Origin of the sequence: Acinetobacter sp. TY1 (assembly GCF_048551395.1) — a bacterium.
In the GTDB taxonomy this organism is placed as follows: Bacteria; Pseudomonadota; Gammaproteobacteria; order Pseudomonadales; family Moraxellaceae; genus Acinetobacter.
Window position 1 is genome coordinate 23100 of the sequence record NZ_JBLYZK010000004.1, and the last position, 25435, is coordinate 48534.

Consider the following 25435-nt stretch of genomic DNA (forward strand, 5'->3'; position numbering starts at 1 on the left):
TCCTGACTTTTAAATATGGATATTATTCAGCAAGCAACTTATCAACACACAGATGTTGAGATTCAATCTCGAGAATTTCTCTATCGAGGCTTTGTGCAGGTTGAAAAAGTCAGTTTACAACATCGTTTTTTTAATCAAACCGATTATACCCCTGTTTTTCAACGTGAATTAATCTTACGTAAAGAAGCAGCAGGCGTATTAATCTATAATGATTTGCAGCAAAAATTTGCACTCATTGAACAGTTTCGTATTGGTGCAATGGACGATATAATATCGCCATGGCAACTTGAAATTATTGCAGGTGTACTTGACGGTGATGAAACACCTGAAAGTTGCATTCGTCGTGAAAGCCTAGAAGAATCGGGCTGTGAAATAAATCAATTACAAAAACTTTTCCGTTTTTATCCTTCTGCAGGGGCATGCAATGAAATTTTTCATTTGTATGTTGCAGAAGCTAAATTACCTGATCAGGGTGGCATTTTTGGCATGCCTGATGAAAGTGAAAATATAAAACTACATCTCCTTCCTTATTCAGCAATCGATGATCTATTGCAAGGAAGTCGTTTATGTAATGCACCCGTCATTATGGCGGTGCAATGGCTACAACAACACGTGGCAACATTAAAAAATGTCTAGGGGCAAGACATGGCTATACCATTACAACAAAATTTAAGTGATCAAATACACAGTAATAAAATTGTAATTCAAATTACAGATACACACTTGATGGAACATCCTGAACAGGAATTTATTCAGATTAATCCTGAACAAAATTTTCATGCCGTCATCAATGATCTATTACAACAGTATCCAAAAATTGATGCGATTGTCCATACTGGTGATTTAGCGCAAGTTGCCTCGCCTGCGACCTATCAACGTTATGTGAACTATATGGAAAAATTGGGTATCCCTTTTTTTCAAATTCCAGGTAATCATGACGATCTGCGTTGTTTTCCGCTACATAACCCTCATCCTGAACCTACCGTGATTGAGTTAGGACAATGGGCAATGATTTTGCTCAATAGTGCCGTTGCAGGAAAAACCGATGGTTGGATTCAGATGGAACAACTGCAATCTTTACAAACCCTGTTACACAAATATCAAGACAAAAAGATTATTTTGGCCTGTCATCATCATCCATTTGAAATGAAATCGCATTGGATTGATCAGCATAAGCTTAAAAATACAGTCGAATTTACCGATATTTTAAAACAATTTAATCATATTAAAGCTGTAATTTGCGGGCATGTGCATCAAGATTCAATCACACTTTGGAACAATATTCAGTTCATTTCAACACCTGCAACTTGTATTCAATTCAAGCCTTTAAGTCATAATTTTGCCCTTGACCACATTGCACCTGGTTACCGCTGCTTACATTTAAAAGCCGATGGGCAACTGGAAACTATGGTACATAGACTCGAAAATTACAGCATTACAATAAATGAAGAAATTTCAGGTTATTAGCTTTTAATTTTGATGTTTTTCTATTAAGTTATTGCATCTGAAATGCGATGTAAAAAATCAAATCAAGAGATTGGTGGCTTTCATCTTGCTACAAAATTCTATATGATGATGCCCCCCGATAGCAGCAATCTATCGAGTGCGATAATAACACTTGCATATCACCATATTTTTTACGTATAGATAGTACGTATATGATGAGGAATGCCCTTTATGGCAAATGACAACCAAAATCAAACCCTGGATGATCAGGTTGATCTTGTAGATGAAAAATCTGTAAAACGTGTGCGTAAAGCTAAACCGAAGGCAGCTGAAGCAGGTACCACAGCAAGTCTGTTTGGTATTGAGCCTTATCAGCCTAAGAAAAATGAAGAATACATGTCTGAAGGTCAGCTTGAACACTTCCGCAAAATCCTCCTTGCATGGAAAGCGGAACTCATGTCTGAGGTTGATCGCACATTAAATACCATGCAGGACGAATCATCTTCTTTGCCGGACGTCAATGACCGTGCAACGCAAGAAGAAGAGTTTGCAATTGAATTACGTACTCGTGACCGTGAACGTAAATTGATTCGTAAAATTGAGCAATCAATTGAAGCAATCAAAAATGATGACTATGGTTTCTGTGAAACGTGTGGTATTGAAATCGGTCTACGTCGTTTAGAGGCTCGTCCTACTGCAACGTTATGTATCGACTGCAAAACACTCGCTGAAATCAAAGAGAAGCAAAATAACGGTTAATTCATGTTATTGAATAATCATCCCCGGACTCCTCCTTTAAAAAAGCAGGAGGACAACAGGATGGCATATTCAGGTCGGTTTGCGCCATCGCCAACCGGCCCTTTGCATTTTGGCTCACTCATCACTGCGGTTGCGAGTTATTGTGATGCCAAAGCACAACAGGGGCAATGGTTTGTACGTATTGAAGATACCGATATTCCACGAATCTATCCCGGCAGTGAAAACCACATTTTACAATGCTTGGATGCGTTTCAGTTTGAGCCTGATGCCGAAATCATTTTTCAAAAAAATCGTCTCGATATTTATGAACATGTCATTGAGCAATTGCATCAACAGCATTTGGTTTATGCCTGTCAATGCAAACGTAAAATACTTGGTTCTAATCATATTTATACGGGAACATGCAGAGATTTAGCTCTCCCCTTTAAAGATCAAGCTATTCGACTTAAAGTCAATGATCAGGTCATCTGTTTTGACGACTTATTACAGGGACAGCACTGTTCCAATTTACAAGCCGATTTAGGCGACTTCGTCCTTAAACGCAGAGATGGCATCATCAATTATCAACTTGCTGTTGTAGTCGATGATTTTTTACAAGGGATCACACATGTCATCCGAGGTTCAGATCTACTCGATAATACTGAACGACAAATTTGGCTTGGACAGTGTTTAAACTACCCTAAATTACAGTATATGCATCTGCCTTTAGCCATGAATGCTCATGGAAGTAAGCTATCTAAACAAAACCATGCTGAAGCACTCAATATTCAGCATGCCCCTCAAACGCTCGCTCAAGCACTCTCTGCGCTTGGACAACCTCCCGTAGACATCGATCAGCCCTATAAAATGCTCGCTCAAGCCATTTCACAGTGGGATCGTAAACTCATTCCTAAAGGCACTGAAATGAACGGTATTTATCAATAAAAAAGCCATTTTTTCAAATGGCTTTTTTACAACTTCATTTTAAAAATCACTTAAAATTAGAAATTAGATTCTTCTCGTGCAGGATTACTCTTCTGTGTTGTCGCATCAATCTTTAAAATCAGACTGATCATAACCGCACACATAATCAGTGACGAACCACCATAACTAATGAATGGTAAAGTCAAACCTTTAGTTGGTAGCATCCCCATGTTCATTCCTGCATTTACTAGAATCTGCAACAGAAAGATAATACTGATACCGTAAGCCAAATAGCCTGCACGTAAGTAATTATTTTTCAATGCGCGATGCCCAATACTGATACAGCACACCAGTAAGGTGAATGACAAGGCAAGCACAGTCGAAATACCAAAGAAGCCAAATTCTTCACCTAAAATTGCCAGCATGAAGTCAGTATGGGCTTCAGGTAAATACGACATTTTTTGAATACTATGCCCAAGCCCTACACCAAACCATTCACCACGTCCAAATGCCATAAGTGCATTGGATAACTGATAACCAGCACCTAATGGATCGGCCCATGGGTTTGAAAATGACATCAAACGCTCAAAGCGATAAGGCTCAAAAACGATCAAACCAATAAAAGCAATTAAAATAGCACCAAATGCAAAACTGAATTGAATCATTGGCGCACCAGCAAGAAAGAATACACCTAGCATTGAGGCTGCAATCACCACTGTCGCACCTAAGTCTGGCTCAAGAATAATTAACCCAACAGTAAGCACCATCACAATACCAAGTCGTACAAGCCCTTTAATATTATTACGAACTTCTTCTGAACGACGTACCACATAGTCGGCGGTAAAAATAGTCATCACGACTTTTGCAACTTCCGTTGCCTGTAAAGTAAAACCACCAATACGAATCCAACGAGTTGAACCGTTGACTTCTGTACCAACCACCAAGACTGCACCAAGTAAAAGAATCGTTCCGATCCACAGCAGAAAGGTATTTTTAAACCAATACTCTAATGCCACCTTATAAGTGATGAATGCCGCAACAGCAGCAACAGCAATAGAAATAGCATGACGAATCACATAGTGAAATGGTGCTTCATGTGAACGTTCAGCATACGGCATAGAAGCAGATGCCACCATGACCGTACCAATACAGAGCAATGCCAGTACACAAAAAATTAAAGTATTTCTAACAGTAATTTCAGCAGGTATTTTAGGTGTAATCCGCTCATAAAGCTGATGCATTTTACTTATGGTTGCCTGAGCTAACCCAGCCATATTCTCTTCCTTATGATTCTTCTTGATTGAGTGCGTTTACATATTCAACAAAATGCTGACCACGTTGTGGATAGCCTGTAAACATATCAAAACTTGCACATGCTGGTGATAATAGCACCACATCATATGCATGCGTATGTTGCTGACTCAAATTAACGGCTTCTTGCAAAGATTCTGCATATAAAAGTGTGGTTGTCCCCTCAATTGCTTTTTCAATCACTGGACGATCTTCCCCAATTAACACCGCAACTTTGGCATATTTTTGTAATGAATCACGCAATGCTGTGAAATCTTGCCCTTTGCCTTGACCACCTAAAATGATCGCAACCTTCCCCCCTTTTGCTTCAATGGCAGCACCTAGACCATCAATTGCAGCAAGTGTTGCACCAATGTTTGTGCCTTTCGAATCATTGTAATAACGCACATTATTGAGCTCACGAACAAACTCACAGCGATGCTCAAGCCCCTTAAATGTTTTTAAAGTCTCTAACATGACATCCATTGGTAAATTAATGGCTTCACCCAAAGCTAAACACGCCAAAGCATTGGCAACATTATGCGTACCTTGAATGTACATCTCTGCACTATTTAATAAACGCTCACGACCTCGTGCAAGCCAAATGCTGCCATTGTCTTCACGAAGGATGCCATATTGATTCAAATCAGGTGCATTTAAACCGAAACTTTGCATAGGTGTGACATCGGGAACCAATGGACGAGTCAGTGAATCATCGCGGTTAAACACGACTTTTTTCACGCCTTGGAAAATACGATGCTTCGCTGTGTGATACGCAAACATATCACCATGACGATCTAAGTGATCTTCACTAATATTCAATACAACAGCGACTTCTGCATTTAAATTGGATGTCGTTTCAAGCTGAAAACTCGATAATTCTAGAATATACAGATCAGGATCATCTTTGGTTAAATCCAAAGCTGGACGTCCTAGATTACCTCCAACAGCAACTTTTACACCCGCATTCTGCGCCATCAAACCAATCAATGTGGTCACGGTACTTTTTGCATTTGAACCTGTGATCGCCATAATAGGCTTCTCAGTTGCACGGCGTAAAATTTGAATTTCACTAACAACAGGGATCCCTTGGGCAATCGCTGCCTGAATTTCAGGAAGCTTCGGATCAAGCCCTGGACTAATTACAATTTCTTCAGCTTGTAATAATAGCTCTTGATCCAACTGCCCAAAACTAGTTTGTACTTCTGTTGGAATTTGATCATGTCCCGGTGGTAGCGCACGCGAATCTGTCACAGCAACGCGGTAGCCTTTTTCATGCAAAAAATTTACTGCCGAAACACCTGAAATCCCAAGCCCAGCCACAACCTTTAAACCACCACGTTGTATCAACATTTTTGCTCACCAGCATTTAAATTTTAAAACTTGCAAAATGTTAGCACTTTGGCGATTTGATTGCCTTTTCTGTTTTCACTTTCTCACTCATTTTTTGTGTCCGTGCGTAAATATTCTGTCATCTCTATTTGAGATCATGTTTAAAAAAATGGATCACCTATTATTCAGCCATAAAAAAAGCCACCCTCTTTTGAGAATGGCTTCATTGTTTTATTTAAATGAATCTATCGAAAGCAATTTGGATCCTATTTCCATTTAACCGCTTGTACTTCTATTTTTTTAGATGGTGCTGAATCGGTTGAACATCCACAACCACCGCCACAACCTGCAACCATTGCTGGTTGTAACCATTTTGCGAGTTTCGTCCAACCCTGTGCCTGACAAAGTTGCGAAAGCTTCATAAAAACCGTATATGCCGATTTTGGGAATACTTTTTTAAATACAAAAATCGTACTCCAAATCACCAATGCTGTAATAATCAATAATTCAATCATTTCAAACTCCTTCGCTACGTCTTCAGACCATTAGCCAAAATAGTGTGTCGCAATTTGATAGGTCAAATATGCCATCAAATATGCAAGACCAAATAAATACGCTGTCATCACTGCAACAGTTTTCCACGAACCTGTTTCACGTTTTACCGTTGCCAAAGTTGCTAAGCAGTGTGGCGCATAAATAAACCAAACCAAGAGTGACAAACCTGTCGCAAGCGACCAACTCAAATCACCATGACTGATTAATTGTGATAAACCTTGTGATACTGCATCTTCATCTGTCGCAGACAAGGCATAAACAACACCGAGTGATGCAACAAGAACTTCACGAGCAGCCATTGCCGGAATTAAAGCAATACAAATTTGCCAATTAAAACCAAGGGGTGCAAAAATTGGTTGCATCAAGTGACCCAACATCCCGGCAAATGAATAATCTATTGCAGGTAATGTGCCACCTTCAGGCGGTTGTGGGAATGTGCACAAAAACCAAAGTAAAATAGACAACGCAAAGATGATACCACCCACACGTTTTAAGAAAATTTTGGCACGATCCAATAATCCAATCCAAACGCTTTTTACATCAGGAATACGATAACTTGGCAATTCCATAAGTAACGCATGTTCTGATTTATCTTTTTGGAAGAATTTCAATACCGTTGCAACAATCAACGCACTGACAATACCTGACATATACAAAGCAAAGAGTACCAAACCTTGTAGATTAAACATGCCCCAAACAGTTGTGCTTGGAATGAATGCAGCGATTAATAAGGCATATACGGGTAAGCGTGCCGAGCAAGTCATTAGTGGTGCAACAAAAATCGTGGTTAAACGATCTCGTGGATCACTAATACTTCGTGTCGCCATAATGCCAGGAACAGCACAAGCAAAACTTGAGAGTAATGGAATAAATGCTCGACCACTTAGACCTGCTTTAAACATCAATTTATCGAGCAAGAATGCTGCACGAGGTAAATAGCCTGATTCTTCTAAAACCAATATAAAGAAAAACAGAATTAGAATCTGCGGTAGGAAGACAACAACGCCCCCTGCACCTGCAATCACACCATCTACAACCAAACTATTTAGCATTGGATGAGCAATAAATGAACCGACAAATTCACCAAGCCATGCAAATGTATCTTCAATTAAGGTCATGACAGGTTCAGCCCAAGCAAATACGGCTTGGAAAACCACAAACATCATCACTGCAAGACTAAGTAACCCTAAGACTGGATGTAAGAAAATTTTATCGAGAAAATCTGTACGTTTATCTTCTTCGTCAGCAAAGTTGACCACATCTTTTAAAATCTGTTCAACTTTTTCATGATTTGTTCCTGACAGATGAACATCGCTCAACTCCGTATCTTGTGTACGGAATTTCTTTTGATCAAGTGCATTCATCAGGTTTTCAATACCTGAATTACGTACTGCAACCGTTTCAATCACAGGTACACCCAAACGTTGTGAGAGTTTCTGTGTGTTGATTTGCATACCACGGCGACGTGCTTCATCCATCATATTAAGCACAAGTAAAATCGGTTTACCTTGTGCAATCACTTCGAGGACTAGACCCAAATGCAATTTTAAATTGGTTGCATCGACAATACACAAGAATGCATCTTGTTCCTGCTCTTCTGCAATTTTACCCATGACTACATCACGGGTAATTTCTTCATCTGGACTTGTTGCATTAAGACTATATGTTCCCGGTAAATCTAAGACACGAACACCTTGCCCTGAAGGCAATGTAAAGGTCCCGACTTTACGTTCGACCGTAACACCTGCATAGTTGGCAACTTTTTGACGTGTCCCTGTCAAATGGTTGAATAGTGATGTTTTACCGCAGTTCGGATTTCCTACCAAAGCAATACGTAAAGCTTCGCTCATGTAGGTACTCCTGTTGATGCATCTGCAATTTCGATTTTTTCCGCCTCAACTTTACGTAAAGCAAAACGTGTAAAACCAACTTGAATTAAAATTGGGTCACCACCAAAGATACCTTTAGTGATGACTTGCACTCGTGTACCAGGAACAAAACCTAATGTTTCCAAACGACTCGCGACCATATCAGGACGCTGTGTTTCTGTGTTTTCGACTCGAGCGACCTTGGTAATCACAGCCGAGTGCTTTACCTTTAATTCTGACAAACGCACGGTAAATAACCCTAAAATCAATGTATATCTACCGTTTAGTATACATACAAATGAGAATAATTACCAAATCATGTTTGATAATAATTCTCATTTATTTTGTGATTCGACATCTTGTAAATTTTGCTCTACATTGCTGTAAAAGGATTGTTTTTATCACTATGCTCAATAAAAAGCCTCGCATCCCCACTGCTGTTCAAATCCCTGTTAATTATGATTTTTTACAAGGTTTCCGTGATGATTTGATTGCTCAATCCGTCAGTCCACATACTCGAAATGCTTATTTATCTGATCTCATTAACTGTGCAGATTTTTTAGTTCAGCCCATGCCTAATTGGAGTCATGATGATATTTCTGATGTATTGATTGCGTTAACAAAGCAAGGAAAAAGCCCTCGTTCAATTGCACGAGCATTATCTGCATTACGTTCATTTTTTAAATTTTTACGTGAACAACATTTCCGCTCAGATAATCCTGTCAGCGCACATAAAACGCCAAAATTAGGACGCTCGTTACCAAAGGATTTGTCAGAAGAAGATGTTGATGCGCTCATTCAAGCACCCGATTTAAATACGGCACTAGGGCTGCGTGATCGCGCCATGCTCGAAGTTTTGTATGCCTGTGGTTTACGTGTGACAGAACTGCTCAATTTACGTTTAGAACTGATTAATCTCAAACAAGGCTATTTACGCATTGTTGGTAAAGGCAATAAAGAACGCCTTGTACCTATGGGTGAGGTTGCTTGTGAATGGATTGAAAAATATTTAATAGATTCACGTCCTCAATTATATAAATCAGCAACGGATTATTTATTTTTGACTCAACATGGCGGCATTATGAGTCGGCAGAATTTTTGGTACGCCATTAAACGCTATGCACTCCAAGCAGGTATACAATCGGATTTATCTCCGCATACGTTACGTCATGCCTTTGCAACACACCTGCTCAATCACGGTGCTGACTTACGTGTCGTCCAAATGCTTCTTGGTCATAGTGATTTATCAACCACTCAAATTTATACGCATGTTGCACAAGTCCGTATGCAACAGCTTCATGCACAACATCATCCTCGTGCATAAACTAAAACTTTGATTTTTGTGGAAAACTGATTTATATCGCCAAATTTCACCACTTAATCAAGTTTTAACAAAGTCTAGGCAATTTTTTGCTATGCTGATTGTCTAAAATGAATTTCCACGCAGAACAACATAAAGAGTTATTTATGCCATTTACCCGTTCAAAATTAATGCTTGCTTGTACACTTGCAACTGGATTGCTTTTTTCAGGATGTTCAAACTCAAAAGAGAGCAAAAACGATGATGGAACATTGACGGCAACTGCACCTGCAACAGGTGAAGCATCCAATTTGAGCGAGCGTAATGCGAAAGAACGTTTAATTCAGACTCTACAAGGTCATTTTAAAAAAGCCAACATCAATGCAAAAATTACCGACATTAAACAGACTGAAGTGCCAAATTTATATTGGGTTAGCATGGAAGGCATGTCATCAGTATATGCAACCAGCAATGGCAAATATATTATTCAGGGCGATGTCATTCGTTTAGGCGGAACTGAACTCAGTAGTATCAGTGACAAATTGCAGTCGACTGAAAATAAAAAGCACTTTGAAAATTTGAAAAAAGAAGATTTATTGGTTTACCCTGCACAAGGTAAAACAAAACATGTGATCTATGTCTTTACTGATGCAAGCTGTCCGTATTGTCATAAGCTGCATGAGCATATTCCTGAAATTACCGCTCAAGGTATTGAAATCCGATATATCGCATGGCCTCGTGGTGATCAGTTCATGCCTGCAATGGAAAGCATTTGGTGTAGTAAAGACCGTGCCGCAGCATTTGATCAAGCGATTGCTGGCGTACAGCTTCCTCCTGCAAGCTGTAAAAATCCTGTCCGTGATATGTATCAGCTCGGTCTGAATATGGGCGTGAACGGCACACCTGCAATTTACAATTCAGAAGGTGAATATTTGGGGGGTTACATGACCGCAGATGAAATTTCAAAGCGTTTAAATAAATAATTTTTATCAGTAAATTTACTATTATTTATAGCTAAAACAGCAATACATATAAAGATGCGTCAGGCTCTAGAGTCTGGCGCATTTTTTAGCTATGATCTAAGCTTAATACAATTTAAATGCATAATGGAGTGTGACGTGAAACCTGTGCGTCTGGCAATACTCGGTCTTGGTACCGTAGGCGGTGGTGCCCTTAAACTATTACAAGAAAACGCTGCTGAAATTAGACGTCGAACTGGTCGAGAAATTGAAATTACCCACGTGGGTACTCGTCGTCCACGCCCCGATTTAAATTTACCAGCAAGCATTAAGCAAAGTGCTGATCTGCTCGACATTGTTCGTCAACCTGATGTAGATGTTGTGGTTGAGGTGATGGGTGGTATTCATCCTGCTTATGAAGTCATGATGGAAGCCATCAAACATGGCAAACATATTGTGACTGCAAATAAAGCCTTACTTGCAGAACATGGCAATGAATTGTTTAAAGCGGCTGAAGATCACCATGTTCAAGTCGCATATGAAGCTGCGGTTGCTGGTGGTATTCCAATTATTAAAGTGATTCGTGAAGGTTTGGCTGCAAATAAAATTGAATGGCTTGCAGGCATTATCAATGGTACGGGTAACTTTATCCTCACAGAAATGAGCGAAAAAGGTCGTGCCTTTGATGACGTACTCAAAGAAGCGCAAGAACTTGGTTATGCAGAAGCAGATCCAACGTTTGACGTAGAAGGTATTGATGCTGCACACAAGTTAACGATTTTGGCATCATGTGCATTTGGTATTCCGCTACAGTTTGACAAGGTCTATACCGAAGGTATCACCAAAATCACAGCACAAGATGTCAAATATGCTGAAGAACTTGGCTATAAAATTAAACACTTAGGTATTGCTCGCCGTTCAGCAAAAGGCATTGAACTTCGTGTACATCCAACTTTAATTCCTGATGAAGAACTCATTGCAAATGTAAATGGCGTGAAAAATGCTGTTCTTGTTCAAGCCAATGCAGTGGGTCCAACATTGTACTACGGCGCAGGTGCTGGTGCAGGTCCAACAGCCTCTGCTGTGGTTGCCGATGTTGTCGATATTGTTCGTGACATTATTTACACAGAAGATGGTGCAGGTACTATTCCACAGCTTGCCTTTGAAGCACTTTCAGACTTGCCAATTTTAAGCAGTGATGAAATGACGACAGGTTATTATCTGCGTATCAATGCTGAAGATCAAACGGGTGTACTTGCTGATGTCACCACAATTTTGAGCCGTTTAGGCATTGGAATTGATGCGATTATGCAACAGCCACGCTTAAAAGATTTGATTCCTATTGTGATCCTCACTGATCCAATTCAAGAATCGAAAATGAATGAAGCAATTGCTAAAATTCAGGCTTTATCTTTCGTTCATGGCGAAGCTGTACGAATTCGTTTAGAATTGCTTGATAACTAATCGGGTTGGGGGTAGTCATGCCCTCTACCAGCTCTACTCATAAATTTGGAACACCACCATGTCTACTGCAAATCGCTATACAGGACTTGTTGATCGCTATCGTGACCGCTTACCCGTTTCTGCAACAACCCCTGCAATCTCTCTCGGTGAAGGTAATACGCCTCTCATTAAACTTGCAAATATTCCTCGTTTAATTGGTAAGAATGTCGAAATTTATGTGAAGTACGAAGGTTTAAACCCGACTGGTTCATTTAAAGACCGTGGTATGACCATGGCTGTAACAAAGGCTGTTGAAGAAGGCTCTAAAGCAATTATCTGTGCATCTACAGGCAATACTTCTGCTGCGGCTGCGGCTTATGCTGCTCGTGCCGGTATCAAAGCATTCGTTTTAATCCCTGAAGGCAAAATTGCCATGGGTAAAATGGCACAAGCGATGATGTATGGTGCTATTACTATGCAAATTCGTGGTAACTTCGATGACGGTATGCGCCTTGTTAAAGAAGTTGCAGACCAAGCGCCTGTAACGATTGTAAACTCAATTAATCCGTACCGTTTACAAGGTCAAAAGACCATTGCATACGAAATCGTAGATGAACTTGGTCGTGCACCTGATTATCACTGCTTACCTGTAGGTAATGCAGGAAATATCACTGCACACTGGATGGGTTATACCGAAGCTGTAGCAAACCAACCTGTAGGCGAGTTTGAGCAAGTTATTTATGACGCTACAACTGATGCCTTCACAGGTCCTAAACCTGAAGGCTTACCAACAATGGTAGGTTACCAAGCTTCAGGTGCAGCTCCATTCTTACGTGGCGCTCCGGTAGAAAATCCTGAAACAATTGCAACTGCAATTCGTATTGGTAATCCACAGAGTTGGAACCATGCGAAAGCTGTTGTACGAGACTCAAAGGGTTGGTTTGATGAACTAACTGATGCTGAAATCTTAGATGCTCAACGTATGCTTTCTATGTATGAAGGTGTATTTGTAGAGCCAGCTTCTGCTGCATCGATTGGTGGTGCAATCCGTGACCTTAAAGCAGGTAAAATTCCTGAAGGTTCAGTCATTGTATGTACTGTAACAGGTAATGGCTTAAAAGATCCTGATACTGCAATCAAACAATGTTCTGATGCAGTCATGTTGTCTATTGATGCCACTATGGATCAAGTACGTGATTCAATTCTTTCAAATATGTAAAATTTGAACGTATAAAAAACCTGCCAAGCGCAGGTTTTTTTATTTTTTAAATTCAAAATAATAATACGACATCCGTTTTAATCCCAATAAAATAAAAAATGCTTCTCAAAAGAAGCATTTTTTGATTACACAATTTATTTCAATAAGATCAAATAAATTAAATACGTTTTGGTAAATTACTTACCCAATTCATTAGATTAGTTGCATCATTAGTACGTGCTTGAGATGTACTTGCTCCAAGTAACACAACAACAGCAGGACGGCTATTCACAGTAGTATGCATCACCACACAACGCCCTGCTTCATTGATATAACCTGTTTTTGAAATATTGATATTCCAGCCACCGTTACGTACTAATGCATTGGTGTTATTAGATTTCAATACACGATAACCTAAATTGAAGTCATAATGCGCTGTAGTGGAAAATTGACGGATCAAACCATATTGTGATGCTGCACTGACCAAAATACCTAAATCACGTGCTGATGCGATATTACGTACATCTAAACCTGTAGATTCAACATAGTGCGTTGAATTCATACCTAACTGACGTGCTTTGGCATTCATTGCTGCAACAAATGCAGTACGACCACCTGGATATGTACGTGCTAAAGCAGCGGCTGCAGGATTTTCCGATTTCATGAGTGCCACAAGTAACATTTCAGCACGATTCATAGTATCGCCCGCTTTCAACGTTGAACTTGAGTTTTTACCGCCCGCACCTGCAAAATCAATCTGTTGCAAAGTAATATCTTCAGACATATTTAAACGTGCATCAGAGGTTACAACGGCTGTCATCAACTTAGTAATCGATGCAATTGGTAAGGCTGTATTGGTATTTTTACTATAGAGCACTTCACCTGTATTCGCATCCATCACCAATGCAGCTCGTGAATTTACAGATGGCTGATTACTATAACTATTTGTATCTGAAATATAAATAGATTTTGGTGTAGTACTACTTACTGTATTACGATTGGTTGTATTCGCTGTATTCGACGTACGCAATGTTGTCGTAATAGTGGTTGAGCCTTGTGGAGATGGTTCATCATCATCCAAAGAGTCATTGTTTAATAGTTGGCTTGCATCTGATGAAGACCAACTGATAGAAGCCTGACTGCTACTCCCAGAAGGATTCATGACTAGATCTGCAAAACTCGTTGAACTTAGACCAAAGAGTACTGATAGGCTCAATACACTCATCAATGTTTTTTTAGATTTTTTCACGGTTACCTACTCATTTCGGGAGGTGTTCAGCAATCTTGCTTCTTACCTCGAATATGACTTACATTTACACACTGTCGCGAATAATATAAATTTACGAAATTGTGCATGATGATTCTATAAGGATTATGGATAGCATTGCCAATTTTGTTGTGACATTGCAAGTGAATTTTGCTTTATGTAACAAAAAACATGATATTAAAATCATTAATAGAGGTGATATGTGATTACAGTTCTCGTCGTTGATGACCATGAATTAGTGCGTACAGGGATCTGTCGCATGTTAGAAGATCAAGTCGATGTACAAGTGATTGGTCAAGCTGAATCTGGCGAAGAAGCGATTGCCTTAGTACGCCAACATCACCCCAATGTCGTTTTGCTTGATGTTAACATGCCCGGTATTGGTGGTGTAGAAACGACTCGCCGCTTACTCCAAACTGCACCAGAAACCAAAGTACTTGCTGTCAGTGGACTTGCTGAAGAGCCTTATCCATCCTTATTATTAAAAGCAGGTGCTCGAGGCTATATTACCAAAGGCGCACCTATTACAGAAATGTTACGTGCCATTAAAAAAGTTATGCAAGGCGGTAAATATTTCAGTGCCGATATTGCAGAACAATTGGCAAGTTCATATCTCTCCGACACACAAACCTCACCTTTCGATGCATTATCTGAACGAGAAATGCAAGTGGCAATGATGGTAGTAAATTGTATTAGCGCACAAGAAATTTCCGATAAACTTTTTGTGAGTGTCAAAACCGTCAATACTTATCGTTATCGAATTTTTGAAAAATTGACAATCGATAGCGATGTAAAACTGACGCATCTTGCTATTCGTTACGGTTTAATTAAACCTTAAATCTAACTTTCTTTAATTGATTTGATTACAAATCCGAGCATCGTTATGACTCCATCGGTATCCGTTTCTATGTCTCAGACGATGTACCGACTTGGATCGTCATATACGGGCTATCGGCTGATTACATCTGCAAGCCTGATTCTGATTTTTTTACTTACGTTAAATAATCAAACACTGCACTATGAATCGCCTGGACTGTATTTATATTCACTGATTATTTACGCCATTTTAAGTGCCGCACAATTGGCCTTATTAAAATTTTTCCCTCGTGCTATCTCAACACAATTGATTGCTATTTTTGCGATTGATGTCATTTTTTTAAGTACTTTGACCTTTGCCTTAGGCGGACCGAATGTTTCTATTGGTCTACTGTTTGTAATTACGGTTTTTGCCTCCAATTTTTTACTGACACGCAATAAAGCCTTACTCATAACACTTTCTGCCGTCATTGCAGTAGTTTATCAACAATTTTTTGGTAGCTATTTTGATTATTCCAATTTAAATAATATCGGCAATAGTGTTTTCCTCGCTTTTTTGTTTTTTGTCGTCCATGCCATTGGGCAGATTGCCATTCGTCGCTTTCAAGTACTTGAATCACTTAACAGCCATCAATCAATTGAATTATTCAAATTACAAAATATTAATCGCTACATTTTAGAGCAAATTGAAGTTGGTTATTTGGTCTTAGATGAGCAATGTAAAATTTTAGTCAGTAACCCTGCGGCTTGTTCATTACTCGGAATTTCATCACTTTATGCACATCAGCAGTATCATTTAGCAAACTTCCAACCCGATCTTTTTGAAAATCTCAGAGACGCAACGTTAAGAGATGGTGAACGCTTTCAATTCCAATCAAAGCAATCTTCTTATACCGTTGATATTCGTGTGCAAAAACTGATTGTGCCTCATCAGGCTTTAACCTTACTTGTTCTTGAAGATGCACAAAAACTCAATCAAAATGTACAACAACTTAAACTTGCAGCATTAGGTCAACTCTCAGCGAGTATTGCTCATGAAATTCGCAATCCCCTAGCTGCCATTGCACAAGCCAATGAGTTAAACCAAGATAGCGATGAAGAACAAAAAATCATGCTCAATCAAATGATTGCTAAACAAACACAACGTATTGATAAAATTATTAAAGATACATTGGATATGGCAAGAAATAAAAAAACCAAAACGAGCCTCATTGATGTCCAAATTTTTATTGAAGATTTACTCCAACACGATTTACATGATGCTCAAACGCAAATTGAACTGCAGCTAAAATCAAACTATGAAATTTACTTTGATGAATCACAATTACGTCAAATTTTGGTCAATCTCATACGTAATGCCTTAAGACATAATCCAGAATATGCAAATGCTATTCAACTCAATATCCATGCCCAAGAAAATATGTTATTTTTTGATGTGATCGATTTCGGTCATGGCATCGCAAAACAAGATTTATCGCAACTTTTTCAACCGTTTTTCAGTACCGAAATCAATGGAACTGGTTTAGGATTATATCTATCACACAGTCTATGTGAAGCCAATCAGGCAAAACTAGTCTATGTAGAGCAAAAACAACAAGGGGCATGCTTTCGAATTGAATGCCCACTCACACATTAAATTAGGTTTTTTGGGGATATGACAACAAAGCAATCTTTGGTCTTATTGGTCGATGATGAACCTGACCTATGTACACTCATGCAAATGACTCTCTCACGCATGGGCATAAAAACGCATATTGCACATCATCTACAACAAGCACGCTATTTTTTTACAGAGTATAAATATGATGCCTGTATTACCGACTTAAACTTACCTGATGGTAGTGGTTTAGATTTAGTTCGTCATGTCTCTGAACATTATCCAAAAACCCCAATTGCCGTACTCACCGCTTATGGCAATATGGAAATTGCGATTTCTGCACTTAAAGCAGGTGCTTTTGATTTTGTCAGTAAACCCATTAATCAAATGCATTTGAATCAATTAATGCAAAAGGCACTGCATGTACCACAAGCCGATGCTGAAGTAAATTTACAACTCGAACATCGTATGCTAATTGGTGATTCTGATCTTATTCAGAAACTTCGTGAAGCCATTAAAAAAATTGCTCGCTCACAAGCACCAGTATTCATTACGGGAGAATCAGGTACAGGCAAAGAAGTTGTTGCCAATCTTATCCACCAACTCAGTAATCGTAGTGATTGTCCTTTTGTCGCAATTAATTGTGGCGCGATTTCAGATGAGCTAATCGAAAGTGAATTGTTTGGGCACATTAAAGGTTGTTTTTCAGGTGCAACCCAAGACAAACAGGGGCTGATTCAAGCATCCAATGGCGGTAGTCTATTTTTAGATGAAATTGCCGAGTTAAGTATGGCAACCCAAGTCAAGCTATTGCGTGCCGTACAAGAAAAGAAAATTCGTCCTTTAGGCAGTGATAAAGAGATTGAAGTCGATTTTCGTATTATTAGTGCAAGCCATCAGGACTTAGAACGCTTAGTTGAACAAGGTAAATTCCGTCAGGATTTATTTTTCCGTATTCATGTCATGGATATCGTTTTACCCCCATTACGTGATCATAAAAGTGATATTCCTGCGCTTGCAGCACATTTTATAGCGCAAATTTGCCGTGAATGGGGAATTCCAAATAAAAAACTCACCGAAAAAGCACTCAATTTTTTAATACAACAACAGTATCCTGGTAATGTCCGTGAACTACGCAATATTGTGGAACGTGCCATTACACTGAGCGATGATGATCGGATTGACTTACAACACTTACAATCTGCACCTATGCGTGTTTTACAGAAAACCGAACCGAATAACACAGCCAGCAACGAGGCTGTGACACCTATTTCAACCGTAGATAAGGCTAAAAGTGATGCCTTACAAATTCCTGAGGAAGGTTTAGAACAGTTCCTTGAAAATGTTGAAAAGGAAGTTCTACTCAATGCTTTGAATCAAACCCATTGGAACCGCACACTTGCTGCGAAGAAACTCGGTATGACCTTCCGTTCGCTTCGTTATCGATTGAAAAAGTTTGGACTTGATACTGATGATGACTAAAACGAAAGTCATCTAAATAAAAAAATGAGGATAATCATCCTCATTTTTTATTTAACTTTATATAAATTAAAGCTATTTATGCTTGATCAACATCTCTGCAACATTATTCAAATAAGTATCTTCTTTCATATCTAAAGGCCATGCATATTCTTGATTGGGACGAATCCCTTGACCATCAATCATGCTTTCCTTTGGGGTGAAATAATGCGATACCGTCATTTGTAGAGCCGCACCATTGGCAAGTGGAAAGAGCTTTTGTACGACACCTTTCCCATAACTTTTTTCACCTAAGACCCATGCACGCTGATGCTCTTTCAAAGCGGCTGTAAATACTTCGGCTGCCGAAGCTGAACGCCCATTGATAAGGATACCAAGTTTTAAATTCTGAAATTCATTGCCCGGCAATGCCTGAAATTGTTGATCACCTTCTGAGCGACTTTTAGTCGAAACAATCACGCCTTGATTTAAAAATAAATCTGCTGTTTCAACAGAAGATGACAACAATCCTCCTGGATTATTGCGTAAATCAATCAGTACCGCTTTTAATTTACTTGGATTATTTTCTTCAATTAAACGCTTAATTTCATTGGCTGTATCTTGTTGAAAAACTCGTACATGCAAAACAAGGACTTGGTTGTGCAATAGCGTGGCTTCAATATCAGCCACATCCATTTTTTTATTTCGCACAATGCTCATTACAGGACTATTGGCATTGAGCTGTAATTGTAAAGTCGAACCTATTGAGCCATGTAATAAATCTTCAACTTGTTCTCTGTTCAGATTTTTGAGTTCCTGATTATCGAGTTTAAAAATGGTAAAACCATTTTTTAGACCCAATTTATAAGAGTCTGAATTTACAGTTAAATTTTTGATTTGCCACTGACGATTGTGATTATCATAGTTCAATTCAAAATCGACTGTCGCCAAATCACTTTCAGTATATTGAACGAGTTGTTTATATTCTTCAGGACTTAAATAACGTGAATATCGATCTAAGCCACCAACCAAACCTTTGATCGCTTGTAAAAATAAAGCATCATCCGATTTTTCAGTGACATAGTTTTGTTTGACTGTGCCATAAATTTGCACAAATTGTTCAATAGACTCTACTGGAACTTCGGCAATGCTCTGCTCCGGATCATCCATTTCTAAAGAATCATCATATTCCGCTGCATAAAGTGAATGACTTGCACTCATCAATAAACCTGTTAAAACCGTAATGTATTTCCAGTTCCGTAGCATTCATTCACCCGATGCATTGAATATCAATATTATTTTAATGTAATGAGATTACGACCTTTCATATCACTCGGTACAGGTAACTGCATCAAACTCAATAGGGTCGGTGCAACATCGGCAAGAACACCACCGTCGGCAATGGTTGCAGCCGTTGGGCCAACATAGATAAAGGGTACAAGTTCCGTGGTATGCTGGGTATGTACTTGACCACTCACGTAATCTTGCATTTGTTCAACATTACCATGATCGGCAGTAATCAGCATATGTCCTTTCCGCGCCATTACAGCTTCATACAAACGACCTAAACAAGTATCGACTGTTTCAACCGCTTTAACCGCAGCATCAAACACACCAGTATGCCCAACCATATCACCATTGGCATAGTTCACTACCAACAAATCGAACTCGCCTGAATTGACCGCAGCAACCAATTCGTCAGTGACTTCTATGGCACTCATTTCTGGTTTTAGATCATATGTAGCAACATTTGGCGATGGAATCAAAATACGTTTTTCACCCGGATACTCATCTTCACGACCACCGCTAAAGAAGAATGTAACGTGTGCATATTTTTCAGTTTCGGCAATACGCAGTTGAGTTTTACCTAAACTTGATAGATATTCACCAATCGAGTTTTTAAGTGCATCTGGCATATAAGCCACAGGTGCATCAATGCTTGCTTGATAGCGTGTCAACATGACAAATTTAGAAAGTTTTGGCACAACTTTACGTTCAAAATTAGCAAAGTCTTTTTCTACAAATGCTTTGGTAATTTCACGTGCACGGTCGGCACGGAAGTTCATAAAGACAATGCTGTCGCCATCAGATACTTTCGCAACATCACCAATACGAGTTGCTTTGACAAATTCGTCATTTTCCCCTGCCGCATAAGCAAGTTCTAAACCTTCTGTTGCAGAGGTTGCAATACGTACTGCTTCGCCTTCAGTCATTAAACGATAAGCTTGCTCAACACGATCCCAACGGTTGTCACGATCCATTGCAAAATAACGACCAATCATGGTCGCAATCCGCCCTTGATTTGGATATTTAGCAAAGACAGCATCTAATTTTTGTAATGATGGCTGTGCGCTACGTGGTGGTGTATCTCGACCATCAAGGAAAGCATGTAAATACACGGTTGCTCCACGCTTTAGTGCAAGCTCTACCATCGCAACAATATGATCTTCATGAGAGTGTACACCGCCTTGAGACAACAAGCCCATGATGTGCACTGCACCATTTGCTGCTTTGGCTTTTTCAACAGCATCGATAAGGACTTCGTGCTCGAAAAAATCACCTGTACGAATATCTTTGGTAATACGTGTGAAATCTTGATACAACACACGACCTGCACCCAAGTTCATGTGACCCACTTCAGAGTTGCCCATTTGACCATCAGGCAAACCCACATCTTCACCTGAACCTGAAATCAAACTATGCGGATGCTTATCCTGCATCATGGTTAGATTTGGCGTTTTTGCTGCTAAAAACGCATTATCTTCGACCGCTTCACGATGACCCACACCATCCATAATCACTAGAACGTGCGGGATTTTGCCAGCAGTTGCATCCGTCATAATTTTCACTCTTTAATGTTTACAAGTTAATCATTCTATCTTACCGAATTTCCCAGTAAGACTCTATGTTCTCTCAATGTTTGCTTCATGGAAATCCTAAATCACGTAGATCAGGATTTCAAATTACTTAAGTTATAAATAAATCTAGTTTTAAAGATCATTAAGACAAACAAAATATTTTAAATGCTTAGCGCGCACGATGTAGCAAATAACTTCCAACCACGAACATGATTCCAATTGGTAAGAATACAAACCATGCAGGAGATGGTGAATATACCAAACTCGCATAGCCCAAGAAGTCTTGTAGATAGAAGAATCCTAAACCGACAAAGAGTGCAATCACCAAACGGAAACCCATCGATTGTTGGCGCAAAGGTCCAAAAATAAATGAACATGCAATCAATACCAACATCAGCAATGCTAAAGGTGAACCCACTTTTTGCCAAAATGCCAATTGATAGGTTTTCGGTACTTGGCTATATTCATGCATATATTTCATGAAGCTTACCAACTGACTTGGTGCTAAATCTTCAGGATCAATGGTCACCATATGTACATATTTCGGTTGCAATGCCAAAGCTAAAGCTTGTTGATCTGCATGATTTAAAACCGCACTACCATTGGGCTGTAAAATCATTTGATCTGAATTTTTCAGAATCCACTGGCCATCTTTAACAAACTGCCCTTGTTCCGCATTTACAACATTTTCAAGACGATAGTCGTGATCAAAATCGACTACTTGAACTTGTTTGAGTTCACCTTGTGAGTTGGCATAGTCAATGTATATGAAACGCTGACCTTCTCGTGTCCAATAACCTTTTACTTCACCTAATGCTGCAACACTACGATGACTCTTAGCACTTTTTGCTTGCTCATTGGTATATGGAACAATCCATTCGCTTAGTACAAAAGAGAGTAAAACCAAGACCAATGCAGAACGCATCACCCAACCGACAATACGCCACAAGCTAATACCTGCGGCACGCATCACAATCAGTTCACTACTCGATGCCATGGTGCCTAAACCAAGTACTGCACCAATGAGCGCTGAAATTGGTAAAATTTCATAGAGATAACGTGGCGCACCCCACATCACAAATTTAAATGCATCCCAAGCGCTATAAGTATCATTAAGATCGCCTAATTCAGCCAAATAGGTAAAGAGTACTTGAAGTACAGACAACACTGCTGTTGCACCTAGCATGGCAAGTAAGGTCGTTTTGGTAACGTGTTTTGCGACAATTCGACGTGCTAACATTATGATCTCACTCGCTGAATTTGTTTTTTCAACTTCGGTGCTAGTTTTTGTTTACGTGCAAAAAGTGCCGCTGCAATAGCATACACCGCCAAAACTGCAGGATATGCCCAAATACCTATTTCATCTTTACTAATACGGGTTTTCACTGCCATCAATGCCACAATCAAACTTGCAAAGATCAATAGGGATGGAAACAGTTTTAAGTAACGCCCCTGACGTGGGCTCACTTCACACAGTGCAATTGCCAACATTAATGCCACAACGACACTAAATGGCACAAAAATACGCCATCCTAGTTCGCTCGCAACCACAGGATCTTCACGAGTTTGCCACAACTTACCAAATGACAAAGCTTCTACATCACTACTTTCAAATTTAGCTTCTTTATTATTTTCTAAACGTAAACGATAAGACTGAAATTCTGCCTGAGAATACTGCGGTGTACCTGGATAAATCTCATAACGACGCCCTTGCAATAGGTCAACCACACTTGCAGTATCATTATCCATTTGCACACGAGTAGCTTCTTTTGCCAAGATCATCACATCAGGTTTACCTTCTTGGGTCGCACGCTGATAGAAGAAAATATCTTTCAAATTCTTACGATCTTCGGACAATGCACCCGCATAAATGGTATATGCACCCGAAGAAATAAACTCTTTAGGACGTACCAAATCAAAACCTGTCCGTACCGCTTGTGTTGTTGTCAATTGATCAAATTGACGAATACCCCACGGCGACATCCACACCATTAAGACAGTCTGTACAGCCATATACACCACGGTCAATGGAATCAGTAAACGCCCGAGTTGAATCCGACTTATGCCACTGCCGTTTAATACCGCCATTTCATGGTCAACGTACAAACGTCCAAAAACCAACATCAACCCAATAAAAAAACCAAGCGGTAAAATGAGGGTTAAAAATTCAGGTAAACGATATCCGATGATGCTGAATAAAATACTCGCATCAAGACGCCCTTGTGCCGCTACACCAAAATATTTGATCAAACGCCCGCCCATCATAATCAGGGTGAGGAGTGAAATGACAACCAGCGAGGTCGACATCACTTGCTTGACGAGATAACGTCTTATAATCAAAGTAATCTTCCAGAATCGGATTAATCGGAACGAAAATCACTGCCCATCAATTTAATTTGGCAGGATCAATAGTTTACCCGAATGTTAAAAATATAAAACCATATTGAAATTCTACCATTGACAGTGGTTCAATGGTTTAATGTTTTACAACCTCGTTCAGGCACGTTACTGCATATGAAACTTACGCTCAATACAACTTATACAACAGCATCAGAGAGTCAGTCATTGTTGATTCTTGTCGATTCAGAACAACAACAAATAGTTAAAACAACATATCAAATCAATGATTTAGATTCTTTAGCTCAAGCGACACAATTTAAAGCGGGTTTCAATGAGATTTTACCGCTTATCGGGAAAGTTCCTGCACAATTAAACAGTACGCTCATTGGTCTAGATAAAGCAACGGAATTAAAAGCAGCGAAGTTAGCAAAAATCGCACAAACCATTATCAAAGCGTCACAAAAAAAATGTGCAAAAATCAGTGTTGATATTTCAGCTGTCCCTTCGGAGCTACATTATTTACTTGCTTTGAACCTGACTCAAGCAGCTTATGCCTATGATGAGTACAAATCGAAGAAGAATGAATTTGCACTCAATCATATTGAACTCATCGCAACCAATTCAACATTAACAGCGCAACAACTCAGCCTGATTGAAGCTGTACAAAATGGTCAGAACTTTGCTCGTGATTTGGGTAACTGCCCAGGAAATATCTGTTTCCCTGAATATTTAGCGGAGCAAGCACTTGCGCTGGCAGAAGAGTTCCCTGATCTACTGAAAGTCACTGTACTTGAAGAACAGCAATTGGCTGACTTAGGCATGAATGCTTTTCTTGCTGTGAGCAAAGGTTCAGACCGTCCAGGTCGTGTAATCACCCTTGAATATATGTCAAATATTGACCAAGCACCAATTGTTTTGGTCGGTAAAGGTGTCACCTTTGATACAGGTGGTATTTCACTTAAACCAGGCGCAGGCATGGACGAAATGAAATTCGACATGTGCGGTGCAGCATCTGTTTTAGGGACTCTACGTGCTTTATGTGAATCTAAATTACCTATTCATGTTGTTGGTGCTTTGGCTGCGGCTGAAAACATGCCATCAGGCAGTGCAACACGTCCAGGTGATATCGTTACCACAATGAGTGGTCAAACGGTTGAAATTTTAAATACTGATGCTGAAGGTCGTTTAGTACTGTGCGATACACTAACCTATATCAAACGCTTCAATCCTGCATTAGTCATTGATATTGCGACATTAACAGGTGCGTGTGTGGTTGCACTTGGTTCAGTAGTTTCAGGTCTATTTACTCCTGATGATGAACTTGCGGCTGAAATTACTGCGGCGGGTCAAAACTCATTTGACCGTGTATGGCGCTTGCCAGTATGGGATGATTATCAAGAACAATTAGACTCACCATTTGCAGATATCGCTAACATTGGCGGCCCTAAAGCTGGTGCAGTGACAGCGGCTTGTTTCCTACAGCGCTTCACGCGTGACTACCGTTGGGCACATTTAGATATTGCAGGTTCTGCTTGGAACTCAGGTGCAAACAAAGGTGCTACGGGTCGTCCTGTGCCACTTTTAATGCAATTGCTTGCTAATCGTGCACAGTCTAATGGCTAAAATTAGCTTTTATCTGTTTGAAAAAAGTCCTGAACGACAAGTGCAAAGCACTTGTCGTTTATGTCGTAAAATTTTGCGTCAATCTGCACGCATTTGGCTACATTGCCCTGATCCAAAAGTACAGCAAGAACTTGATGAGCTGCTATGGTCATTTGATCCGACAAGTTTTCTGCCACATGGTATACAGGACACAACTGCACCCATTTGTATTTCGGCAGATTTACCAACAGAAAATGATTGGATTGTATTTAATTTTAACAATCAAGCGCTTGAAAATATGACCCAGTTTGATCACATTATTGAAATCATCGAAAATGATGAACAAGCGAAAATCATCGGTAGAGAAAAGTTCAAAACTTATCGTGGTCTTGGCGTACAACCGCAAACCTTTAAATTATAAAGATGAAGATGAATTTTAAATTC

General features: G+C 39.5%; 23 protein-coding genes. 13 read left to right on the top strand and 10 right to left on the bottom strand.

The genetic code is table 11. The features are described 5' to 3' along the window. Positions 1 to 15: 15 nt before the first annotated feature. The 4 genes from ACK2M2_RS03690 (at position 16) to gluQRS (ending at position 3129) form a co-directional block, all read left to right on the top strand. On the top strand, positions 16 to 636 hold the full coding sequence (locus tag ACK2M2_RS03690; protein ID WP_419346154.1) for an NUDIX domain-containing protein: 621 nt from the start codon (positions 16 to 18) through the stop codon (positions 634 to 636). Between the two features lie 9 nt (positions 637 to 645). After that, a complete protein-coding gene (gene cpdA, locus ACK2M2_RS03695; RefSeq protein ID WP_409510753.1) occupies positions 646 to 1467 on the top strand; it encodes a 3',5'-cyclic-AMP phosphodiesterase in 822 nt (273 codons plus the stop codon). 210 nt (positions 1468 to 1677) lie between these two features. Next, positions 1678 to 2205: an RNA polymerase-binding protein DksA gene (gene dksA, locus ACK2M2_RS03700; RefSeq protein ID WP_409510752.1), complete on the top strand. Its 528-nt coding sequence runs from the start codon at positions 1678 to 1680 to the stop codon at positions 2203 to 2205. A gap of 3 nt (positions 2206 to 2208) precedes the next feature. Next, positions 2209 to 3129 carry a tRNA glutamyl-Q(34) synthetase GluQRS gene (gluQRS, locus tag ACK2M2_RS03705; RefSeq protein ID WP_419346155.1) on the top strand — a complete coding sequence of 307 codons (921 nt, stop codon included), beginning with the start codon at positions 2209 to 2211 and terminating at the stop codon, positions 3127 to 3129. Positions 3130 to 3185: 56 nt separating this feature from the next. On the opposite strand, the gene ftsW is transcribed toward gluQRS, so the two are convergent. The 5 genes from ftsW to ACK2M2_RS03730 form a co-directional block, all read right to left on the bottom strand. Beyond that, positions 3186 to 4382 carry a putative lipid II flippase FtsW gene (gene ftsW, locus ACK2M2_RS03710; protein WP_409510750.1) on the bottom strand — a complete coding sequence of 399 codons (1197 nt, stop codon included), beginning with the start codon at positions 4380 to 4382 and terminating at the stop codon, positions 3186 to 3188. A gap of 10 nt (positions 4383 to 4392) precedes the next feature. Further along, on the bottom strand, positions 4393 to 5751 hold the full coding sequence (murD, locus tag ACK2M2_RS03715) for a UDP-N-acetylmuramoyl-L-alanine--D-glutamate ligase (protein ID WP_419346156.1): 1359 nt from the start codon (positions 5749 to 5751) through the stop codon (positions 4393 to 4395). Positions 5752 to 5996: 245 nt separating this feature from the next. Further along, positions 5997 to 6245, bottom strand: a complete 249-nt coding sequence (locus tag ACK2M2_RS03720) for a DUF6587 family protein (RefSeq protein WP_419346157.1) — start codon at positions 6243 to 6245, stop codon at positions 5997 to 5999. Between the two features lie 30 nt (positions 6246 to 6275). Further along, the gene (feoB, locus tag ACK2M2_RS03725) at positions 6276 to 8135 is read right to left on the bottom strand and encodes a ferrous iron transporter B (RefSeq protein ID WP_419346158.1); all 1860 of its coding nucleotides are present in this window, start codon (positions 8133 to 8135) and stop codon (positions 6276 to 6278) included. Beyond that, positions 8132 to 8401, bottom strand: a complete 270-nt coding sequence (locus ACK2M2_RS03730) for a FeoA family protein (RefSeq protein ID WP_409510746.1) — start codon at positions 8399 to 8401, stop codon at positions 8132 to 8134. The genes feoB and ACK2M2_RS03730 overlap by 4 nt, the downstream gene beginning before the upstream one ends. A 158-nt stretch (positions 8402 to 8559) precedes the next feature. Between ACK2M2_RS03730 and xerD the strand changes: the two genes are divergently transcribed. The 4 genes from xerD to thrC all read left to right on the top strand — a co-directional run bounded on the left by xerD (position 8560) and on the right by thrC (position 13074). Further along, on the top strand, positions 8560 to 9477 hold the full coding sequence (gene xerD, locus ACK2M2_RS03735; RefSeq protein WP_419346159.1) for a site-specific tyrosine recombinase XerD: 918 nt from the start codon (positions 8560 to 8562) through the stop codon (positions 9475 to 9477). A 143-nt stretch (positions 9478 to 9620) separates the two neighbouring features. Beyond that, positions 9621 to 10436, top strand: a complete 816-nt coding sequence (locus ACK2M2_RS03740; RefSeq protein WP_419346282.1) for a DsbC family protein — start codon at positions 9621 to 9623, stop codon at positions 10434 to 10436. 135 nt (positions 10437 to 10571) lie between these two features. After that, positions 10572 to 11876, top strand: a complete 1305-nt coding sequence (locus ACK2M2_RS03745) for a homoserine dehydrogenase (protein WP_409510744.1) — start codon at positions 10572 to 10574, stop codon at positions 11874 to 11876. Between the two features lie 58 nt (positions 11877 to 11934). Beyond that, positions 11935 to 13074: a threonine synthase gene (gene thrC / locus ACK2M2_RS03750; protein ID WP_409510743.1), complete on the top strand. Its 1140-nt coding sequence runs from the start codon at positions 11935 to 11937 to the stop codon at positions 13072 to 13074. A gap of 157 nt (positions 13075 to 13231) precedes the next feature. On the opposite strand, the gene pbpG is transcribed toward thrC, so the two are convergent. Beyond that, positions 13232 to 14302 carry a D-alanyl-D-alanine endopeptidase PBP7/8 gene (gene pbpG, locus ACK2M2_RS03755; RefSeq protein ID WP_409510742.1) on the bottom strand — a complete coding sequence of 357 codons (1071 nt, stop codon included), beginning with the start codon at positions 14300 to 14302 and terminating at the stop codon, positions 13232 to 13234. Between the two features lie 220 nt (positions 14303 to 14522). On the opposite strand from pbpG, the gene ACK2M2_RS03760 reads away from it, so the two are divergent. The 3 genes from ACK2M2_RS03760 to ACK2M2_RS03770 are packed head-to-tail and all read left to right on the top strand — an operon-like array spanning position 14523 to position 18215. Next, entirely contained in the window at positions 14523 to 15158 is a 636-nt protein-coding gene (locus ACK2M2_RS03760; protein WP_409510741.1) for a response regulator, read from the top strand. A gap of 45 nt (positions 15159 to 15203) precedes the next feature. Further along, complete coding sequence (locus ACK2M2_RS03765) at positions 15204 to 16772, top strand: sensor histidine kinase (RefSeq protein ID WP_409510740.1); 1569 nt, start codon at positions 15204 to 15206, stop codon at positions 16770 to 16772. An 18-nt stretch (positions 16773 to 16790) separates the two neighbouring features. Continuing rightward, entirely contained in the window at positions 16791 to 18215 is a 1425-nt protein-coding gene (locus tag ACK2M2_RS03770; protein ID WP_419346160.1) for a sigma-54-dependent transcriptional regulator, read from the top strand. A 72-nt stretch (positions 18216 to 18287) separates the two neighbouring features. Here ACK2M2_RS03770 and ACK2M2_RS03775 read toward each other — a convergent pair whose 3' ends face one another. The 4 genes from ACK2M2_RS03775 to lptF form a co-directional block, all read right to left on the bottom strand. Continuing rightward, positions 18288 to 19457 carry a S41 family peptidase gene (locus tag ACK2M2_RS03775; RefSeq protein WP_409510738.1) on the bottom strand — a complete coding sequence of 390 codons (1170 nt, stop codon included), beginning with the start codon at positions 19455 to 19457 and terminating at the stop codon, positions 18288 to 18290. A gap of 29 nt (positions 19458 to 19486) precedes the next feature. Further along, complete coding sequence (gene gpmI, locus ACK2M2_RS03780; protein WP_419346161.1) at positions 19487 to 21031, bottom strand: 2,3-bisphosphoglycerate-independent phosphoglycerate mutase; 1545 nt, start codon at positions 21029 to 21031, stop codon at positions 19487 to 19489. 187 nt (positions 21032 to 21218) lie between these two features. Next, positions 21219 to 22289 carry an LPS export ABC transporter permease LptG gene (gene lptG, locus ACK2M2_RS03785; protein ID WP_409510736.1) on the bottom strand — a complete coding sequence of 357 codons (1071 nt, stop codon included), beginning with the start codon at positions 22287 to 22289 and terminating at the stop codon, positions 21219 to 21221. Beyond that, on the bottom strand, positions 22289 to 23389 hold the full coding sequence (lptF, locus tag ACK2M2_RS03790) for an LPS export ABC transporter permease LptF (RefSeq protein ID WP_419346162.1): 1101 nt from the start codon (positions 23387 to 23389) through the stop codon (positions 22289 to 22291). The genes lptG and lptF overlap by 1 nt, the downstream gene beginning before the upstream one ends. Positions 23390 to 23563: 174 nt before the next feature. On the opposite strand from lptF, the gene ACK2M2_RS03795 reads away from it, so the two are divergent. Then, the gene (locus ACK2M2_RS03795) at positions 23564 to 25012 is read left to right on the top strand and encodes a leucyl aminopeptidase (protein ID WP_419346284.1); all 1449 of its coding nucleotides are present in this window, start codon (positions 23564 to 23566) and stop codon (positions 25010 to 25012) included. Continuing rightward, positions 25005 to 25412, top strand: coding sequence for a DNA polymerase III subunit chi (locus ACK2M2_RS03800; protein ID WP_419346163.1), 408 nt, complete (start codon positions 25005 to 25007; stop codon positions 25410 to 25412). Before ACK2M2_RS03795 ends, ACK2M2_RS03800 begins: the two co-directional genes overlap by 8 nt. The last annotated feature ends 23 nt before the right edge of the window (positions 25413 to 25435 follow it).

What these genes read in the sequence shown, in the direction of transcription:
- ACK2M2_RS03740 (WP_419346282.1), top strand. Translation starts at nt 9,621, where the DNA reads ATGCCATTTACCCGTTCAAAATTAATGCTTGCTTGTACACTTGCAACT.
- ACK2M2_RS03775 (WP_409510738.1), bottom strand. Translation starts at nt 19,457, where the DNA reads ATGCTACGGAACTGGAAATACATTACGGTTTTAACAGGTTTATTGATG.
- ACK2M2_RS03800 (WP_419346163.1), top strand. Translation starts at nt 25,005, where the DNA reads ATGGCTAAAATTAGCTTTTATCTGTTTGAAAAAAGTCCTGAACGACAA.
- feoB (WP_419346158.1), bottom strand. Translation starts at nt 8,135, where the DNA reads ATGAGCGAAGCTTTACGTATTGCTTTGGTAGGAAATCCGAACTGCGGT.
- thrC (WP_409510743.1), top strand. Translation starts at nt 11,935, where the DNA reads ATGTCTACTGCAAATCGCTATACAGGACTTGTTGATCGCTATCGTGAC.
- xerD (WP_419346159.1), top strand. Translation starts at nt 8,560, where the DNA reads ATGCTCAATAAAAAGCCTCGCATCCCCACTGCTGTTCAAATCCCTGTT.
- murD (WP_419346156.1), bottom strand. Translation starts at nt 5,751, where the DNA reads ATGTTGATACAACGTGGTGGTTTAAAGGTTGTGGCTGGGCTTGGGATT.
- ACK2M2_RS03795 (WP_419346284.1), top strand. Translation starts at nt 23,564, where the DNA reads ATGAAACTTACGCTCAATACAACTTATACAACAGCATCAGAGAGTCAG.
- dksA (WP_409510752.1), top strand. Translation starts at nt 1,678, where the DNA reads ATGGCAAATGACAACCAAAATCAAACCCTGGATGATCAGGTTGATCTT.
- cpdA (WP_409510753.1), top strand. Translation starts at nt 646, where the DNA reads ATGGCTATACCATTACAACAAAATTTAAGTGATCAAATACACAGTAAT.
- ftsW (WP_409510750.1), bottom strand. Translation starts at nt 4,382, where the DNA reads ATGGCTGGGTTAGCTCAGGCAACCATAAGTAAAATGCATCAGCTTTAT.
- lptG (WP_409510736.1), bottom strand. Translation starts at nt 22,289, where the DNA reads ATGTTAGCACGTCGAATTGTCGCAAAACACGTTACCAAAACGACCTTA.
- gluQRS (WP_419346155.1), top strand. Translation starts at nt 2,209, where the DNA reads ATGTTATTGAATAATCATCCCCGGACTCCTCCTTTAAAAAAGCAGGAG.
- ACK2M2_RS03765 (WP_409510740.1), top strand. Translation starts at nt 15,204, where the DNA reads ATGACTCCATCGGTATCCGTTTCTATGTCTCAGACGATGTACCGACTT.
- gpmI (WP_419346161.1), bottom strand. Translation starts at nt 21,031, where the DNA reads ATGACGGATGCAACTGCTGGCAAAATCCCGCACGTTCTAGTGATTATG.
- ACK2M2_RS03690 (WP_419346154.1), top strand. Translation starts at nt 16, where the DNA reads ATGGATATTATTCAGCAAGCAACTTATCAACACACAGATGTTGAGATT.
- ACK2M2_RS03720 (WP_419346157.1), bottom strand. Translation starts at nt 6,245, where the DNA reads ATGATTGAATTATTGATTATTACAGCATTGGTGATTTGGAGTACGATT.
- ACK2M2_RS03770 (WP_419346160.1), top strand. Translation starts at nt 16,791, where the DNA reads ATGACAACAAAGCAATCTTTGGTCTTATTGGTCGATGATGAACCTGAC.